This window comes from Microbispora sp. NPDC049125, assembly GCF_040802045.1.
Lineage (GTDB): Bacteria > Actinomycetota > Actinomycetes > Streptosporangiales > Streptosporangiaceae > Microbispora.
Genome location: NZ_JBEZDW010000037.1, coordinates 1 through 15,678 on the forward strand (window position 1 = coordinate 1; position 15,678 = coordinate 15,678).

At 71.5% G+C, this 15,678-nt stretch carries 13 protein-coding genes and 2 tRNA genes; 6 read left to right on the plus strand and 9 right to left on the minus strand.

Features of this window, described 5'->3' with window-relative positions; genetic code table 11:
• Together AB0B72_RS31905 and AB0B72_RS31910 are read left to right on the plus strand one after the other, a co-directional pair.
• Positions 1–2,007 (plus strand): LuxR C-terminal-related transcriptional regulator (locus tag AB0B72_RS31905; protein WP_367742988.1); only part of this gene is annotated, 2,007 nt, incomplete at its 5' end.
• 193 nt (positions 2,008–2,200) lie between these two features.
• Complete coding sequence (locus AB0B72_RS31910) at positions 2,201–3,292, plus strand: hypothetical protein (RefSeq protein ID WP_367742990.1); 1,092 nt, start codon at positions 2,201–2,203, stop codon at positions 3,290–3,292.
• Positions 3,293–3,392: 100 nt separating this feature from the next.
• Here the strand turns inward: AB0B72_RS31910 and AB0B72_RS31915 are convergent, their stop codons facing one another.
• The 4 genes from AB0B72_RS31915 to AB0B72_RS31930 form a co-directional block, all read right to left on the minus strand.
• Positions 3,393–4,361 carry an ankyrin repeat domain-containing protein gene (locus AB0B72_RS31915; RefSeq protein WP_367742992.1) on the minus strand — a complete coding sequence of 323 codons (969 nt, stop codon included), beginning with the start codon at positions 4,359–4,361 and terminating at the stop codon, positions 3,393–3,395.
• A gap of 214 nt (positions 4,362–4,575) precedes the next feature.
• Positions 4,576–4,646: transfer RNA gene (locus AB0B72_RS31920), tRNA-Cys, on the minus strand.
• 33 nt (positions 4,647–4,679) lie between these two features.
• Positions 4,680–4,751 (minus strand) — tRNA-Gly (locus tag AB0B72_RS31925).
• Positions 4,752–4,805: 54 nt separating this feature from the next.
• Positions 4,806–5,525 carry an ACT domain-containing protein gene (locus AB0B72_RS31930; protein ID WP_367742994.1) on the minus strand — a complete coding sequence of 240 codons (720 nt, stop codon included), beginning with the start codon at positions 5,523–5,525 and terminating at the stop codon, positions 4,806–4,808.
• A 42-nt stretch (positions 5,526–5,567) separates the two neighbouring features.
• Here AB0B72_RS31930 and dusB point away from each other — a divergent pair, with 42 nt between their 5' ends.
• Entirely contained in the window at positions 5,568–6,680 is a 1,113-nt protein-coding gene (gene dusB, locus AB0B72_RS31935; protein ID WP_367742996.1) for a tRNA dihydrouridine synthase DusB, read from the plus strand.
• 39 nt (positions 6,681–6,719) lie between these two features.
• Here dusB and AB0B72_RS31940 read toward each other — a convergent pair whose 3' ends face one another.
• A complete protein-coding gene (locus AB0B72_RS31940; RefSeq protein ID WP_367743084.1) occupies positions 6,720–9,209 on the minus strand; it encodes a DEAD/DEAH box helicase in 2,490 nt (829 codons plus the stop codon).
• A gap of 146 nt (positions 9,210–9,355) precedes the next feature.
• On the opposite strand from AB0B72_RS31940, the gene AB0B72_RS31945 reads away from it, so the two are divergent.
• Positions 9,356–10,504 carry a sensor histidine kinase gene (locus AB0B72_RS31945; RefSeq protein WP_367742998.1) on the plus strand — a complete coding sequence of 383 codons (1,149 nt, stop codon included), beginning with the start codon at positions 9,356–9,358 and terminating at the stop codon, positions 10,502–10,504.
• A gap of 20 nt (positions 10,505–10,524) precedes the next feature.
• On the opposite strand, the gene AB0B72_RS31950 is transcribed toward AB0B72_RS31945, so the two are convergent.
• Positions 10,525–11,352, minus strand: coding sequence for a helix-turn-helix transcriptional regulator (locus AB0B72_RS31950; RefSeq protein ID WP_367743000.1), 828 nt, complete (start codon positions 11,350–11,352; stop codon positions 10,525–10,527).
• Between the two features lie 102 nt (positions 11,353–11,454).
• Between AB0B72_RS31950 and AB0B72_RS31955 the strand changes: the two genes are divergently transcribed.
• Positions 11,455–12,156: an SDR family oxidoreductase gene (locus AB0B72_RS31955; RefSeq protein ID WP_367743002.1), complete on the plus strand. Its 702-nt coding sequence runs from the start codon at positions 11,455–11,457 to the stop codon at positions 12,154–12,156.
• A 3-nt stretch (positions 12,157–12,159) separates the two neighbouring features.
• Here AB0B72_RS31955 and AB0B72_RS31960 read toward each other — a convergent pair whose 3' ends face one another.
• From AB0B72_RS31960 to AB0B72_RS31970, 3 genes are all read right to left on the minus strand, one after another.
• The gene (locus AB0B72_RS31960) at positions 12,160–12,822 is read right to left on the minus strand and encodes a rhomboid family intramembrane serine protease (RefSeq protein ID WP_367743004.1); all 663 of its coding nucleotides are present in this window, start codon (positions 12,820–12,822) and stop codon (positions 12,160–12,162) included.
• 123 nt (positions 12,823–12,945) lie between these two features.
• Positions 12,946–13,347: a nitroreductase family deazaflavin-dependent oxidoreductase gene (locus AB0B72_RS31965; RefSeq protein WP_367743005.1), complete on the minus strand. Its 402-nt coding sequence runs from the start codon at positions 13,345–13,347 to the stop codon at positions 12,946–12,948.
• A gap of 25 nt (positions 13,348–13,372) precedes the next feature.
• The gene (locus tag AB0B72_RS31970) at positions 13,373–13,933 is read right to left on the minus strand and encodes a TetR/AcrR family transcriptional regulator (RefSeq protein ID WP_367743007.1); all 561 of its coding nucleotides are present in this window, start codon (positions 13,931–13,933) and stop codon (positions 13,373–13,375) included.
• A gap of 106 nt (positions 13,934–14,039) precedes the next feature.
• Between AB0B72_RS31970 and AB0B72_RS31975 the strand changes: the two genes are divergently transcribed.
• Positions 14,040–15,620, plus strand: coding sequence for an MDR family MFS transporter (locus AB0B72_RS31975; RefSeq protein ID WP_367743008.1), 1,581 nt, complete (start codon positions 14,040–14,042; stop codon positions 15,618–15,620).
• Positions 15,621–15,678 lie beyond the last annotated feature (58 nt).

Sequence of the window (15,678 nt, forward strand, 5' to 3'; positions counted from 1 at the left end):
ACCCCCGCCACCCCCGCCACCCCCGCCACCCCCGCCACCCCCGCCACCCCCGCCACCCCCGCCACCCCCGCCACCCCCGCCACCCCCGCCACCCCAGCCACCGCAGCCACCGCGACCGCCGCCGCCCCGGCCGCTCGCGTCGCCGACGCCGTCGCCGAGGCGATCTCCGCCGGGCTGCTGGAGGAGGTGCCCGGCTCCGGCGGGCAGGAGCTCGCCTTCACCGGGGCGCTGAGCAGGGGTGTCGTGTACCACGGCCTGGAGTGCCGGCACCGCCGGGAGCTGCACCGCCGGGCGGCGGCCAGGGGCGGCTCCGCGGCGCTGTGGCACCGGATCGCCGCCGCCGACGGCCCCGACGAGCGGCTCGCCGCCGACGTCGAGCGGGAGGCGAGCGGCCATCTCACCAGAGGCGAGATCACCCTCGCCGCCGCCCGCCTGCGCCAGGCCCTGGACCTGACCCCCCATGGCCCGGGCCGTACGCCACGGCTGATCGCGGCCATGGAGGCGCTGCTCGTCGCGGGAGACCTCGCCACCAGCCTCGACTACCAGGGCGAGCTGGCCGCCGCGCCGCCCGGCGCGTGGCGTGACTACGTCGCCGGCTACCAGCTCCTGCTGGCCGGTCGCGTCCCCGAGGCCCGGAGCACGCTGCTGCGCGCGCTCGACACCCTCGGGACGTCCGGTGCCGGGAGGACGGACGCCGGGCCGCCCGATCTGCGGGCGCGGATCGCCGCCCAGCTCGCGATCATCAGCGTGCTGACGGTGTCGTGCCCGGAGATGATCGAGTACGGCCGGATGGCGGTGGCCGCGGCCGGCGAGCCCTGGGTGGCGGCGTTCGGCTGCTTCGCCCGGTCGCTCGGCCTGGCGGTGGCCGGGCGGAGCGGCGAGGCACTGGAGTCCCTCGCCGGGGCGGACGCGCCGGGGGCGCCCGGAGGACTGGACGGGCTGGTCGCCCGCGGCATGATCCGGTTGTGGGCCGACGACCTCGACGGCGCCGGCCGCGATCTGGCCCTGGCGGTCGAGCGGGCGACCAGAGGGGAGGCCCTGCGCATCGGGCAGGCGCTCGGCTTCCTGGGCGAGGTCGAGTATCGCAGGGGGGCGCTCGGCGAGGCCGTCCTCCACACCGAGCTGGCCGTCGGCGACGCGGAGGAGAACGACAGGGTGTGGGACTACCCCATGCTGCACGCTCTCGCCGGCTACCCACTGGCGGCGCGTGGGGAGTGGGAACGCGCGCTGTGGCACGCCGAGCGTGCCACGGCGAACGCTCGCCTGGTCGGCACCCCCGCGGCGCTGTCGTACGCCGCGGCGTGCCGGGTGGCGCTGGCGCAGGCACGCGGGCAGGCCGCCTGGCTGCTCGACGCGGCGGGCGAGGTCGACGGCTTCTATCCGTCGCCGGAGCCGGGCACGCACCTGCTCGGCCCGCTGCGGGCCGACGCCCTTTCCCGCCTCGGCCGTCCCGACGAGGCAGGTGAGGCGCTGGACGCGTTCGTCGCCGCGCTCGGGAAGACGGGCAGGCGGTCGGCGTGGCTGGGCGTCGCCCGCGTCCGCGCCCAGATCGCCCTGGCCCGGGGTGACCACCGTGAGGCGCTCGGGCACTGCCGGCAGGCCGCCTCGCTCGCCCGCGAGGCGGGCCTCCGCCTGGAGGCCGCCCGCGTGGACCTGCTGGCCGGCGCCTGCCAGGCCGCCGCGGGGCGGCGTGCGGCGGCGGAGCGCGCGCTGCGGGCGGCGCTGGGGGAGTTCGCCAGGATGGGCGCCACCGCCTATGTGGCGCAGACTCTCGAAGTCGCCGGCGCGGCCGGGCTGTCGCTGGACGCCCCGCCGGCGGCGCTCGGCGTTCTGACCCCGGCGGAGCGGGCCGTGGTGACGCTGGTGTGCCGGGGGCTCACCAACCGCGAGATCGCCGATGCGCTGGTGGTCAGCAGGAAGACGGTCGAGTTCCACCTGACCAACGTCTTCCGGCGGCTCGACGTCACCACCCGCACGGAGCTGCGCGAGGTGCTCGGCACGCCGTGACCCTCGCCTCATGGCGGCCGGAGAGGCCGGGCCAGGGTGGCGGGGGCAAATGACTGGGGGCCCACCCGGAAGCCGGGGAGCGCGGCCCCGCCCTACGCTGATCGTCCACCGAGCGGCGCCCTGACCTCGCCGCTCGACCCGCAGGAAGGCTCGATCGACCATGCGCAAACACGCGCGCAACGCGATGTCCGCGATGGCTGTCGCATCGGTGGCGGCGGCGTCCGGCCTGGCCGCCCCCGGCCCTTCATGGGCCGCCGCTCCGCGGTCCGCGGCGGGCGAGACCCGGCAGGCCGTCGCCTCGACCGGTCACGCCGGATCAGGGGAGGCCCACCGGAACGGCGGTCCGACCAACGGCTTCTCCCCGAGGGGCCCGTGGAACACGAAGCTGCCGAGGAACGTGCCGCTCGCCTCCAACTCACAGGCCATCGTGAACAACATCAAGCTGGACAAGCAGAACTACTACGGCTCCTGGGCGATCAACACGGACACGTACTCGGCGCCGATCTACACCGTCGGCCCCCACACCCCCCGCAAGCGGTGGACCTTCTCCGACTGCCTCAACCTGCCGCATCTCGCCCCCGTGATCGCCGGCAGCCTGGCGGCGGTGCCCACGCCGCCCGACATGCTGGTCTCCCAGGGAAGCGACGGGGAGGTGGCGATCTACCAGCCGTCCACCGACACGTACTGGGACTTCTGGCGCGCTGAGAAGAACGCGGCGGGGGAGTGGTCGGCCTGCTGGGGCGGCAAGATCGAGCACTACTCGCGGAACCCGGGCATCTTCACCAACCCGCTGGGCGCGACGGCGACGGGGCTGCCGCTGGGGGCGTTCGCGATTCGCATCGAGGAACTGCGCCGGGGGCGGATCGACCACGCGATCAACATCCTCACCGTCCGCACGAGAGCCGGTTGCGTCTCCTGGCCGGCCACCCGCACCGACGGCTACGTGGAGGACGAGGACATCCCCTGCGAGGGCCAGCGGTTCCGGCTCGACCCGGCGTTCGATGTGAACACGCTCACCAGCCCGGCCGCGCGGACGATCGCGCGGGCGATGCAGGAGTACGGGCTGATCATGACCGACAAGAGCGGGGCGCTGGTCACGCAGGCGGAGGATCCCCGGCCGTACATGGCGCGGCACGGCGGGCCGGACCCCTACATCGAGCTGTTCGACCCCGATCACCTGGTGCCCGACGGTTCGGAGAAGTACCTGGTGCTGTCGGAGATCCCGGTGGAGCGGCTGCAGGCGCTTCCGCTCGACTACGGCAGGCCCGGGCCGGGAAACGGCTGAACGGCGGGCCCCAGGGTGAGGGCCGGGTGCGCCGGCGATCCGCTCGAGGATGCTTCCCGCGGTGTGATCCACGGTGACTTCGCACCCGCTATGCCGCCGGTCAGTTCCACCAGTCCCGCTCGGGCAGCCTGAGCCACATGTCGGGTTGGTCGATGATCGATCGGTTGTCGGTCGGCCGCACGCCCGCACCGGCGAAGCAGTAGGCCACGGCTTGGTGGTGGTAGAGGTAGGCGGCGAGGATCTCCTCGGCGGGCTCGTCGGCGGATACGTCACCCCCGCCGGGGTGGGTGTCCCACTCCTCGATGATGCCGTCGCGGGCGACGGCTCCCTGGTTGCCGCTCTTGGGATTGGCGAACAATCCGTAACAGACAGTGCCCACCGACAGGCACTTCATGACGCCGGGGGTGGAGGCGACGTATGCCGACGACTGGAAGACGACGCATCCGCCGGGCACGTCCGTGACGCCGACGACGGCCAGGCTGCCGTCCTCGTCCGCCCAGGGGTCCTCCATGAGCTCTTCGACATCGGCGTCGTCGATCGGTGCCGCCTCCAGCCGCCGTGCCGCTTCGGCCGCGGTGATGCCGGCCACACAGGCGAGGCTGTAGCCGTCGTGGTCCAACCGCCCCAACGCGGCGATCAGATGCCCGGCTTCGGCCACGGCGGCGGACTCGGCGGCGGACAGGCCCGGCTCGCCATCGGGAAGACCGAACAGGTCAGGGGCGGGAGTGGCGAGGCTGAGCCGTCCGGGGGACCAGCCGTTCATCATCGGCCGCCACGGGTCGGCTCCGGCGGCGACCAGCGCGCGGGCGTTGCCGGGGCGGTTGGCGAAGACCGCCGCCCAGAGCGCGGTGCGACCTTCGTACTCCGCGTCGACGTCGTCAACGCGCCGGGCCAGCTCCGTGACCACCTCGGGTGAGCCGCACTCGGCCGCGGCGTGCAGCGGCCGTCCGTGGAAGGAGACCCCTGAATTCGGGTCGGCGCCCGCGTCGAGCCGGGCGCGGACCAGGCTGAGTTTCGTCCAGCCGTCCCAGCCGATTCCGGACCATCCGGTTCCCTCGTCGACGACCACGGCACTCCTCGGGGAGACACAGGTATGTGTGATCGCCGATCATGACATACGGGGCCGACAGTTTCGGGCTGGGGCCGCAGTCGTCACGGCGAGAGGGCGGCGTCCTGCGACGGCCATGGCGGTCGGTGAGAGGCCGGCTCAGCCGGCGAAAAGTCAGCGGACCCGCTGAAACGGGAGCCCAGCCGAAAAGCGTCCCGCACTGGGATTCGAACAGAGGTGGAGACGGGATTTGAACCCGTGTACGCGGCTTTGCAGGCCGCTGCCTCGCCTCTCGGCCACTCCACCGAGCGAGGCCCTCGTGATCAAGACCTCTTGGAGAGCGGAAGACGGGATTCGAACCCGCGACCCTCACCTTGGCAAGGTGATGCTCTACCACTGAGCCACTTCCGCGTGCGCCTCATGGCGACGAGGCCACTGTATCGGGTTTTCGGCGCGTGTGTGTACTCAGAGCGGCTTGGCGGTGGCCTTGCGGAACACCCGCCCGGCTCCCCGCTCGACGGCGGGCAGCATCAGGAAGATCTCCAGGATGCGGGTGAGCCGGTGCACCTCGCTGCGGTGGAACGCGGGCCCCTCGGCCCGGGCCAGCGTCAGCCCGAGCGCCAGCGGGGGGAGCGGGGCGACGATCATGTGCACTCCGGACGGCAGCGTCACGGCGGCCGGACGGCCGGGCGTCTCGTCGGGGAAGGGCACCTCGGCGGGCGCCCGCCAGCTTGAGTAGACGATCGAACGGGGGCTCTTCTCGGTCGCCGCCGCCGCCCAGTCGGCGCTGAACAGCACCGGCATGGAGTCGATCAGCGTGGCCAGCGCCCGGTCGCCCGCCGTGGTGAGGAATTTCAGGATCTCCAGCTCCGGATAGGTCCCGGGCGCCTCCCTGGTGGTCCAGACGCCCTCGACCGCGACTCCGTCCATCGTCTCCAGGGAGCGCAGCAGCTCGTCCCGGGGAGCCGCGTCCGGCCAGTAGACCGTGAAGTCGTCGAGCGCGCGGCCGTCGCCCCGGTCGAGGACGGTGACCTGGGTGATGTCGGCGCCTGCCGATCCGAGCGCCCGGGTCACCTGGCCGAGCGAGCCGGGACGGTCCGGCAGGGCGATTCTGAGCCGTAGCAGCACGATGACCTCCTCACCCTCGGTCCAGGCCAGATTACCGGACAAAACCCCCACATCCATGATCTTGTACGGTTCACCGCCGGGACCGGGGAAAATGAAGAGGTGAAAATCGGCACGTTCGACGTCTGGCCCCCCGTGGTGCTGGCTCCCATGGCGGGCATCACCAACATCGGCTTCCGCACGCTGTGCCGGGAGCAGGGCGGCGGCCTGTTCGTGTCCGAGATGATCACCTCGCGGGCGCTGGTGGAACGGGTGCCGCTGACGTTCCAGATGATCCGGTTCGGGGAGGCGGAGACCCCCAGGAGCATCCAGCTCTACGGCGTCGACCCGAAGATCATCGGAAGGGCGGCCAGGATGATCTCCGAGGAGGGCCTGGCCGACCACATCGACCTCAACTTCGGCTGCCCGGTGCCCAAGGTCACCAGGAGGGGCGGCGGGTCGGCCCTGCCGTACAAGCGGAACCTGCTGCGCGCGATCCTCAAGGAGGCGGTCGCCGGCGCCGGGTCGCTGCCGGTGACGATGAAGATGCGCAAGGGCATCGACGACGACCACCTGACCTATGTCCAGGCCGGCCGGACGGCCGTCGAGGAGGGCCTGGCCGCCGTCGCCCTCCATGCCCGCACGGCCAGGCAGCACTACGGCGGCACCGCCGACTGGGACGCGATCCGGCGGCTCAAGGACGCCGTGCCGGAGATCCCCGTGCTGGGCAACGGCGACATCTGGAGCGCCGACGACGCGCTGCGCATGGTCGCGGAGACCGGCTGCGACGGGGTGGTGATCGGCCGGGGCTGCCTCGGGCGGCCATGGCTTTTCCGCGACCTCGACCGGGCGTTCGAGGGCTCGGCGGAGCGGACGCGCCCCACCCTGGGCGAGGTCGGCGCGATGATGCTGCGCCACGCCGGCCTGCTCTGCGAGGTCGTCGGCAGCGAGCGGCACGGCCTGGCCGACTTCCGCAAGCACGTGGGGTGGTACCTCAAGGGCTTCGTCGTCGGCGCCGACACCCGGCGGGCCCTCACCTCGGTGAGCACGCTGACGGAGCTGGCCGGGCGGATCGGCGAGCTGGACGGCGACCTGCCCTGGCCCGACGAGGCCGACGGCCCGCGCGGCAAGAGCGGGGAGAGGTCGAAGGTGGCGCTCCCGCACGGCTGGCTCGACGATCCCGACGACGCCACCGTTCCAGGGGCCGGCGCCGAGGACGCCACGTCGGGCGGCTGAACCGGCTGGGGCCGAACCGGCGCGGGGCTGCACCGGCGGCTACATGCGGGCCAGTCCCGTGACGTGGAGCACGGCGTGGCCCGCCTCGTCGGAGGCGGCCAGGTCGACCTCGGCGCCGATGCCCCAGTCGTGGTGCCCCGCCGGGTCGTCGATGACCTGGCGGACCCGCCAGAGCTCCTTCTCCTCCTCGATCTGCAGCAGCGCCGGGCCGCGGGCCGCCGGGCCGGTGCCGATCTCGTCGTGCTCGTCGTAGTAGGCGTCCAGGCCGGCCGCCCACTCCACGTCGGGATAGAGCTCGACCAGCTCCTCCTCGCGGTCCAGGGCCGCCAGCTCCACCATGCGGAACATCGCGTTGCGCACCAGCACGCGGAAGGCGCGGGCGTTCCCGGTGACCGGCCGGATGCGGGTCTCCAGCTCGTCCCGCGACTCCAGGGCCTCCGACGGGTTGGCCAGCTTCTCCCACTCGTCGATGAGGCTGGAGTCCACCTGCCGCACGAGCTCGCCGAGCCACTCGATGAGATCGATGAGCTCCTCGGTCTTGAGGTGCTCGGGCACGGTCTTCGACAGCGTCCGGTACGCGTCGGCGAGGTAGCGCAGCACGGTGCCCTCCGAGCGGGCCAGCTCGTAGAACTGGATGTACTCGGTGAAGGTCATGGCCCGCTCGTACATGTCCCGCACGATGGTCTTCGGGCTGACGACGTGGTCGCCCACCCACGGGTGGCCGCGCCGGTAGGTCTCGTACGCCCCGAAGAGCAGGTCCGCCAGCGGCATGGGGTGGGTGATCTCGGCGAGGCGCTCCATCCGCTCCTCGTACTCGATCCCGTCGGCCTTCATCTCCGCGACGGCCTCGCCGCGCGCCTTGTTGAGCTGGGCGTGGAGGATCTGGCGCGGGTCGTCCAGCGTCGACTCGATGATCGACACCAGGTCCAGCGCGTACGTCGGCGACGCCTTGTCGAGCAGCTCGAACGCGGCGAGCGCGAACGTGGACAGCGCCTGGTTGAGCGCGAAGTCCTCCTGGAGGTCGACGGTCAGCCGGGCCCGGCGGCCCTGCTCGTCGGGCTCCTTCAGCGTCTCGACGATGCCGCCCGCGAGCAGCGACCGGTAGATCGCGATCGCGTGGCTGATGTGCCGCCGCTGGGCCTTGCGGTCCTCGTGGTTGTCGGTGAGCAGCCGCTTCATGGCCTGGAAGCAGTCGCCCGGCCGGTTGATCACCGACAGCAGCATGGCGTTGCTGACCTTGAACCGGGAGTTCAGCGGCTCGGGCTCGGCCGTCTGGAGCTTCTCGAACGTCTCCTCGCTCCACGTGACGAAGCCCTCCGGCGGCTTCTTGCGCGCGTACCCGCGCCGCCGCTTCGGGTCGTCGCCGATCTTGGCGAGGGCTCGCTCGTTCTCGATGACGTGGTCGGGGGCCTGGCAGACCACGTATCCCACGGTGTCGAACCCGGCGCGTCCGGCCCGCCCGGCGATCTGGTGGAACTCCCGGGCGCGCAGCCGCCGCACCCTGTTGCCGTCGTACTTCGACAGGGCCGTGAACAGCACGGTCCTGATCGGGACGTTGACGCCGACACCGAGGGTGTCGGTCCCGCAGATCACCTTCAGCAGGCCCGCCTGGGCCAGCCGCTCCACCAGGCGGCGGTACTTCGGCAGCATCCCCGCGTGGTGCACGCCGATGCCGTGCCGTACGAGCCGGGAAAGCGCCTGGCCGAACCGGGTCGTGAAGCGGAACCTGCCGATCAGGGCGGCGATCGCCTCCTTCTCGGCCTTGGTGCACATGTTGATGCTCATGAGCGACTGGGCGCGCTCCATCGCCGCCGCCTGCGTGAAGTGGACCACGTACACCGGCGACTGGTGCGTGGACAGCATCTCCTCCAGCGTCTCGTGCAGCGGCGTCAGCCGATAGGAGTACAGCAGCGGCACCGGGCGCTCGGCGTTCTTGACCACGCTGGTGGGGCGGCCGGTGCGGCGGGTGAGGTCCTTCTCGAACCGCTCGACGTCCCCCAGCGTGGCCGACATCAGCACGAACTGCGCCTGCGGCAGTTCCAGCAGCGGCACCTGCCACGCCCAGCCCCGGTCGGGCTCGGCGTAGAAGTGGAACTCGTCCATGATGACGGTGCCCACGTCGGCGTCGGCGCCGTCCCGCAGGGCGATCTGCGCGAGGATCTCGGCGGTGCAGCAGATGATCGGCGCGTCGGAGTTCACCGAGGCGTCGCCGGTCATCATGCCGACGTTCTCGGTGCCGAACAGCGCGCACAGGTCGAAGAACTTCTCCGACACCAGCGCCTTGATCGGCGCGGTGTAGAAGCTCACCTCGTCCCTGGCCAGCGCGGCGAAGTGGGCGCCGGCGGCGACCAGGCTCTTGCCCGACCCGGTGGGGGTCGACACGATCACGTTGTTGCCGGAGACGACCTCGATCAGGGCCTCCTCCTGGGCGGGGTAGAGCGTGAGCCCCCGGTCGGCGTTCCAGGACACGAACGCCTCGAACAGCGAGTCCGGTTCGGAGTCAGGGGGAAGGCGGTGGATGAGGCTCATGCTTTCGCTCACGCTCTTATCCTGCCCGCGCCGCCCGACTGTTTCGACCGTCGCGGCGGACGCCCGGCGCGGCGCGCCGGGGAAGGGGTGTGCCAAATGGGCGTGGCGATGCATGAAGTCGCAGGTCAGGCGCGGAGACTAGCCATATGGGGGACATGGGGGGCAGGTCGGCTCCGCCGGAAAGGACCAGCCGTGACCGGCTGACGGATGTCATGCTGGCCGTGGTCGTGCTCGCCCTCACGGTCCCGGCGACGCTCACCGGCCACCCCTTCCCGCCGCTGCCGGCACCCGTCTGGGTGCAGACGCTGTCGGGCGTGGCCGCGGCGGCGGCGATGCTGGTACGGCGGCGCACCATTTGGCCGATGGTCGTCACCGCGGCCACCTGCTCCCTGTTCTCCGGGCATCTCGTGCCGTTGACGCTGGCGGCCTTCGCCATGACGGCGCTCAGCGAGGTGCCCCGGTGGCGGTGGATCGCCGGGGCCATGGCGGCGGTCTACGTGGTCGCCGACTACTCCTACCCGCGCGTCGACCGCCTGCTCTACCTGGCGGTCGTTCACGCCCTGACCATGGTCTACCTGCCCGCCCTCGTCGGCACGTGGGTGGGCGAGTACCGGCGGATGGTCGGTGAGCTGAGGGCCGGACTGCGGGTGCGTGAGGAGCGCGCCGCCTCTCAGGAGCGCAGGCGCATCGCCGCGGAGCTGCACGACACCGTGACACACGCGGTCACCGTCATGGTCCTCAACGCGGGCCTGATCCAGGACAGCGGGGATCTGGGGGAGATACGCAAACTGGCCAGGGACATCGAGGACAAGGGCGTCCGGGCGCTGACCGAGCTGCGTGAGCTGCTCTCGGTGCTCCGGCGCAGTGACGTCCCGCCCTCCGCCGAGGGGGTGGACGGCATCCCCCGGCTCGTGGAGGAGGGCAGGGCCACCGGCCTGAGCGTCAGCCTCCACCTTGACGTCCCCAAGGGGGTGCTGACGAGGCAGGCCGGGCACGCGTGCTTCCGCGTGGTTCAGGAGGGGCTCAACAACGTGCGCAAGCACGCGCCGGGCGCGGCCGTCCAGGTGGTCTGCGAGGCGCGCGGCGAGATGGTGAACGTGTCGGTGGTCAACGGCAGAGACGGCCGGGCGGTGCGGACCCGGGTGCCCAGGGCGGCGGGGGCGGGCTACGGGCTCGCGGGGCTCAGGGAGCGGGTGATGCTCGCCGGAGGCTGCATGACCAGCGGGCCCACCGCCGAGGGCGGCTTCTCGCTGAACGCCAGGATCCCCTGCCATCCGCCGGGCTCCGGCCACTGAGGGCCGATGAGCGCGGCCGGTCAGCCGCCGGTGAGCGCCCGTAGCTCGCGGAGGGCCTCATGGGACCGCGAGCCGGGCACGGGCGCGTAGATCACGACCCGCTGGTCCCGGTCGGGTACGCGGAGCACCTGGCAGTCCACCTCGATGACCCCGACCACGGGGTGGTCGACCCGCTTGCGCTGGTCGCGGCGGACCGCCACGTCGTGGGCGGCCCACAGCTCGGCGAACGGCGGGCTGCACGCCAGCATCTCCGCCACGAGGCGCTGGATGCCCCGGTCGTCCGGATAGCGCCCGGCGGCGGCCCGCAGGTCCATGACCGAGGCACGGGCGAAGGTGCCCCGCTCGTCGTCGCAGAGGTGCTCCTCCACATCGGGAGAGCGGAAGATCCACCGGATCACGTTGAGGTCCTCCGGCGGCTGCGTGTCGAGGTTGCCCATGAGCACTCCGGCCAGCCGGTTCCACGCGAGGATGTCGTACTTCGCGTCGAGCACGTACGCCGGGACGTCCTCCAGCCCGGCCAGCATGTTGACGATGCCCGTGGGCACGTCCCTCCTGGGGCCTGACGAGGGCGCCGGCGTCTCCCCGGCGAGGTGGAACAGGTGGTTGCGCTCGTCGGTGCTCAGCAACAGCGCCCGGGCCAGCGCGTTCAGGATCTGGCGCGACGGCTGCGGCCCGCGGGCCTGCTCCAGGCGGATGAGGTAGTCCGTGGACATGCCCGCGAGCTGGGCGACCTCCTCCCGGCGCAGCCCCGGAGTGCGGCGGCGCAGGCCCTCCGGCAGGCCGGCGTCGCGCGGCTGGAGCCGGGCCCGGCGGGTACGCAGGAAGTCGGCGAGCTGGTTCCTGTCCATGGCGTCCATCCTGCCCGGGCCGGCCGGTGCGTGGGGAGGACGGCCGATCCCAGGGTGACGAGGTCTCTCCCGGCGCGATCCCGGCGGGCCCAGGCTGGGCGCATGACGACAGCACTGATCACCGGTGCCAACAAGGGCATCGGCTACGAGATCGCACGGCAGCTGGCCTCGCGTGGGGCCTCGGTCATCGTCGGAGCCAGGGACGCGGAGAGGGGGCGGCGGGCCGCCGAGGCGCTCGGCGCCCGGTCCGTCCAGCTCGACGTCACCTCGGCCGAGTCCGTCGCCTCGGCGGCGAAGTGGATCGACGAGGAGTTCGGCGCGCTCGACATCCTCGTCAACAACGCCGGCATCGCGCAGGGCGGCCCCACGCCCAGCCGGACGCCCCTGGAGACGACCAGGGCCGTCTACGAGACCAACGTCTTCGGCGTCATCGCCGTGACCAACGCCATGCTCCCGCTGCTGCGCAGGTCGGCGGCGGGGCGGATCGTCAACATGTCCAGCGAGGTGGGCTCGCTGGAGATGGCGGCCGACCCGGACAGCCCGTTCTACTTCCTCAACGGCCTGAGCTACCAGTCCTCCAAGACCGCTCTGAACATGGTCACCGTCTGCTACGCCAAGGAGCTGGCGGAGACGCCCATCAAGGTCAACGCCGCCAACCCCGGCTACTGCGCCACCGACCTGAACGGCCACACCGGGCACCGCACGGCCGAGCAGGGGGCGGCCATCGCCGTACGGCTGGCCCTGCTGGACGACACCGGGCCGACCGGCGCGTTCCTGCAGGACGAGGGAGCCCTGCCCTGGTGAGCGTCACAGGCCCAGGTCGTCGATCTCCTTGAGCAGGGCCGCCCGGGAGCCGCCAGGCGCCGCCGGGTCTCCGGGAGCCACGGCCCCGGGGCGCCGGTCGCGGAACAGGTAGCCGCCGAGGATGCCGCCGGCGAAGCCGAACACGTGGGCCTGCCAGCCGATGCCCTCCGCGGGCAGCAGCCCGGCGAACTGGTAGGCGAAGCACAGGCCCATCACCAGGCCGAGCACGATGTCGATCAGATGCCGGTCGAAGGCGCCGCGGACCAGCACGTATCCGAAGTAGCCGAAGACCAGCCCGCTGGCCCCGGCGCCCACGGAGGAGGAGTCGGCGGTGAACCACGACCCGAGCCCGCTGGCCACGGCGATGAGCCCGGTCACGCCGAGGAACCTGCGGACCCCGCGGTAGGCCGCGAGGAACCCGAAGATGAACAGCGGGCCGGAGTTGCCCTCGATGTGCGCCCAGCTCCAGTGCAGAAGCGGCGCCGAGACGATGCCGGGGAGCCGGCCGACGTCCCACGGCCTGATCCCGTAGCTGTAGCTGAGACCGTAACCGCCGGCCCAGTTGACCACCTGAACCGCCCAGAGCAGCGCCAGGAACCCGACCATGACCCAGAAGGCCTTCCGGGCCTCGGCGATCATGATTTCCGCGGTGCGGCCGTCGCTCACGGCACCTCCCCGTCCTGAGGATGACGCGGGAAAGATACCGCTGCCGGGCGCGGCGGGCCAGAAGCCGGGAGACGGGAACCGCGTTCCCCGGCCCTCCCCGGCGGGAGGGCCGGGAACCGATCGCTAGGCGCGCTCGATCACGACGACCGGGATCTCGCGGTCGGTCTTCTTCGCGTAGTCGTCGTAGGCCGGCCACGTGGCCGTCATCGTCCGCCACATGCCGGGCTTCTCCTCCGGGGTCGCCGTCCGCGCCCGCGCGCGGAACCTGTCGCCCTTCACCTGGAACTCGACCTCCGGGTCGGCCTGCAGGTTGAGGTACCACTCCGGCGCCTTGTCGTCCCCGCCCTTGGAGGCGACGATCAGGTAGGCGTCGCCGTACGGCTGGTAGATCAGCGGGGTGCTGCGGCGCTGTCCCGACTTGCGCCCGGTCGTGGTGAGGATCCCGACCGTCGTGCCCTGCCAGTCATGGCCCTCCTCGCCGTCCGTCTCGACGTAGCGCTTGACGTGTTCCTGTCCGTAAAGCATTTCGGCCCCCTCTCCTTCGCCCAGTTCAACGGGACGAGTCGTCGATCAATTCCAGCGCCACCTCAAGGGCCGCGTCGGTGCGCTGCCGCGGCGTCATGGCGTCGTCCGGCAGGACGAACCAGACGGCGTGCAGCGTGAACAGCGCCATGGCCCGCTTGAGCCGGGCCGTGAGGGGGTCTTCCGGATCGGAGAGGATCTCGATCAGCGTGGACACCCGGTCGCGCACCATCTCCATCTTGCTGTGGCCGCGAAGGGCGGTCTGGTTGCGCTCCATGAACCGCATGACCTCGTGATGCCGGCCGGCCGCCATGTCCGCCGCGTAACGCCGGATGATCTCACGGCGCGCCTCGAGGGTGCGGGGCTGCCTGCCCGCCCAGGCGATGAGCTCGTCCAGCGCCTTGACCCGGTCCTCGGTCAGGCTGGCGATGATGTCCTCTTTGGTCCGGAAATGGTAGTAAAGCGCGGCCTTGGTGACGCCCAGTGCCTCGGCGATCTCCCGCAAGGATGTCGCCTCGTACCCCTGCTCGGTGAAGAGCCGGAGTGCGACCTCCTGAATCCGGCTCCTCGTGTCGGTCTGTGTACCCATGCCTGGTTCGTTCCTTATTAACTTGACGGCCGGCAAGTAAGGACAATACCGTACTCTCGGCTGCTAGCCGGGCGGCAAGTAAGCCAATTTTCTACAAGGGGGCTCAATGACGGAGACCGCGCCCGCGCCCGGGCGCTCGAGAGAAGTGATGGTCATCCTGCCGGGCCTGCTGCTGGCGATGATGCTGGCCATGCTCGACAACATGATCGTCGGCACGGCGATGCCGAGGATCGTGGGCGAACTCAACGGCCTGGAGTACTTCACGTGGGTGACCACGGCGTACGTCCTCGGGACGACGGTCTCGACGCCGATCTGGGGCAAGCTGGGCGACCTCTACGGACGCAAGAACATCTTCATCGGGTCGATCGTGCTGTTCCTGGTCGGCTCGGCTCTGTGCGGCATGGCCGGCTCGTCGCTGCTCGGGGGAACCGACAGCGGCATGACCGAGCTCATCGCGTTCCGCGCCCTGCAGGGCCTGGGAGCGGGCGGTCTCATCGTCAACGTGATGGCGATCATCGGTGACCTCGTGCCCCCGCGCGAGCGCGGCCAGTACCAGGGCATCATGGCGGCGATCATGTCGCTGGCGATGATCGCCGGCCCGCTCGTCGGCGGCTTCATCACCGACAACCTGAACTGGCGCTGGGCCTTCTACGTCAACCTGCCCCTCGGCGGCGTGGCGCTCATCTGGCTCATCCTCAAGCTCCACCTGCCGAAGTACCGCACCGAGCACCGCATCGACTGGCTCGGCGCCGCCGTCCTCACCGTCGGCATCACCGCGCTCGTCCTGATCACCTCCTGGGGCGGCCAGGCGCACGGCTACCCGTGGGGCTCGTGGCAGATCCTGTCGCTGGCGGTTCTGGCCGTCGTCGCGCTGGGGTTGTTCATCCCGATCGAGCGGCGCGCGCCTGAGCCGATCATGCCTCTCCACGTGTTCGGCAACCGGAACTTCTCGCTGATCTCGCTCATCAGCCTCCTGCTGGGCTTCGCGATGTTCGGCGCGCTGAGCTTCATCCCGCTGTTCCAGCAGACGGTCCAGGGCTCGACGGCCACCAACTCCGGCCTGCTCCTGCTGCCGATGATGGGCTCGGCGATGGTCGTGTCGCTGTTCGTCGGCAAGTCGATCACGAAGACCGGCAGGTACAAGGCGTTCCCCGTGATCGGCGGCGTCATCATGGCCGTCGGCATGTGGCTGCTGGGCCTGCAGGACGTGAACACCCCGGCCTGGCAGACCGGCGTCTTCATCGCCGTCCTGGGACTCGGCATGGGCTTCCTGATGCAGACCACGATGCTGATCGCGCAGAACAGCGTCGAGCAGCGCGACCTCGGCGTGGCCAGCAGCGCCTCGACGTTCTTCCGCTCCATCGGAGGCTCGTTCGGCGTCTCGCTGTTCGGGGCGATCTTCAACAGCCGGCTCGCGGACAGCCTCACGGAGCGGGTGGGCGCGGAGGCGGCCGCGAAGTTCTCCTCGGGCCGGATGGATCCGGCCATGCTGGGCCAGCTCGACCCGTCGACCAGGGGGGACATCCTGACGTCGCTCGCCATCGCCATCGGCGGCGTCTTCATGGCGGCGATCGCGTTCTCCGTGCTGGTGCCCGTGCTCGCCGCGTTCATCAAGCACGTCCCGCTGCGCAGCGGCGCCGACGCGCCGGCGCAGGCCCCCGCGGAGTCCGTCGCCGCCTTCGAGTGACGGGCCGCCGCCGGGCCACCGCCGGGCCTGTACGGCTCCCGCCCCCGCGCGGGCGCGA

What these genes read in the sequence shown, in the direction of transcription:
- AB0B72_RS31910 (WP_367742990.1), top strand. Translation starts at nt 2,201, where the DNA reads ATGGCTGTCGCATCGGTGGCGGCGGCGTCCGGCCTGGCCGCCCCCGGC.
- AB0B72_RS31930 (WP_367742994.1), bottom strand. Translation starts at nt 5,525, where the DNA reads ATGGATGTGGGGGTTTTGTCCGGTAATCTGGCCTGGACCGAGGGTGAG.
- AB0B72_RS31940 (WP_367743084.1), bottom strand. Translation starts at nt 9,209, where the DNA reads ATGAGCCTCATCCACCGCCTTCCCCCTGACTCCGAACCGGACTCGCTG.
- AB0B72_RS31945 (WP_367742998.1), top strand. Translation starts at nt 9,356, where the DNA reads ATGGGGGACATGGGGGGCAGGTCGGCTCCGCCGGAAAGGACCAGCCGT.
- AB0B72_RS31950 (WP_367743000.1), bottom strand. Translation starts at nt 11,352, where the DNA reads ATGGACAGGAACCAGCTCGCCGACTTCCTGCGTACCCGCCGGGCCCGG.
- AB0B72_RS31955 (WP_367743002.1), top strand. Translation starts at nt 11,455, where the DNA reads ATGACGACAGCACTGATCACCGGTGCCAACAAGGGCATCGGCTACGAG.
- AB0B72_RS31965 (WP_367743005.1), bottom strand. Translation starts at nt 13,347, where the DNA reads ATGCTTTACGGACAGGAACACGTCAAGCGCTACGTCGAGACGGACGGC.
- AB0B72_RS31970 (WP_367743007.1), bottom strand. Translation starts at nt 13,933, where the DNA reads ATGGGTACACAGACCGACACGAGGAGCCGGATTCAGGAGGTCGCACTC.
- AB0B72_RS31975 (WP_367743008.1), top strand. Translation starts at nt 14,040, where the DNA reads ATGACGGAGACCGCGCCCGCGCCCGGGCGCTCGAGAGAAGTGATGGTC.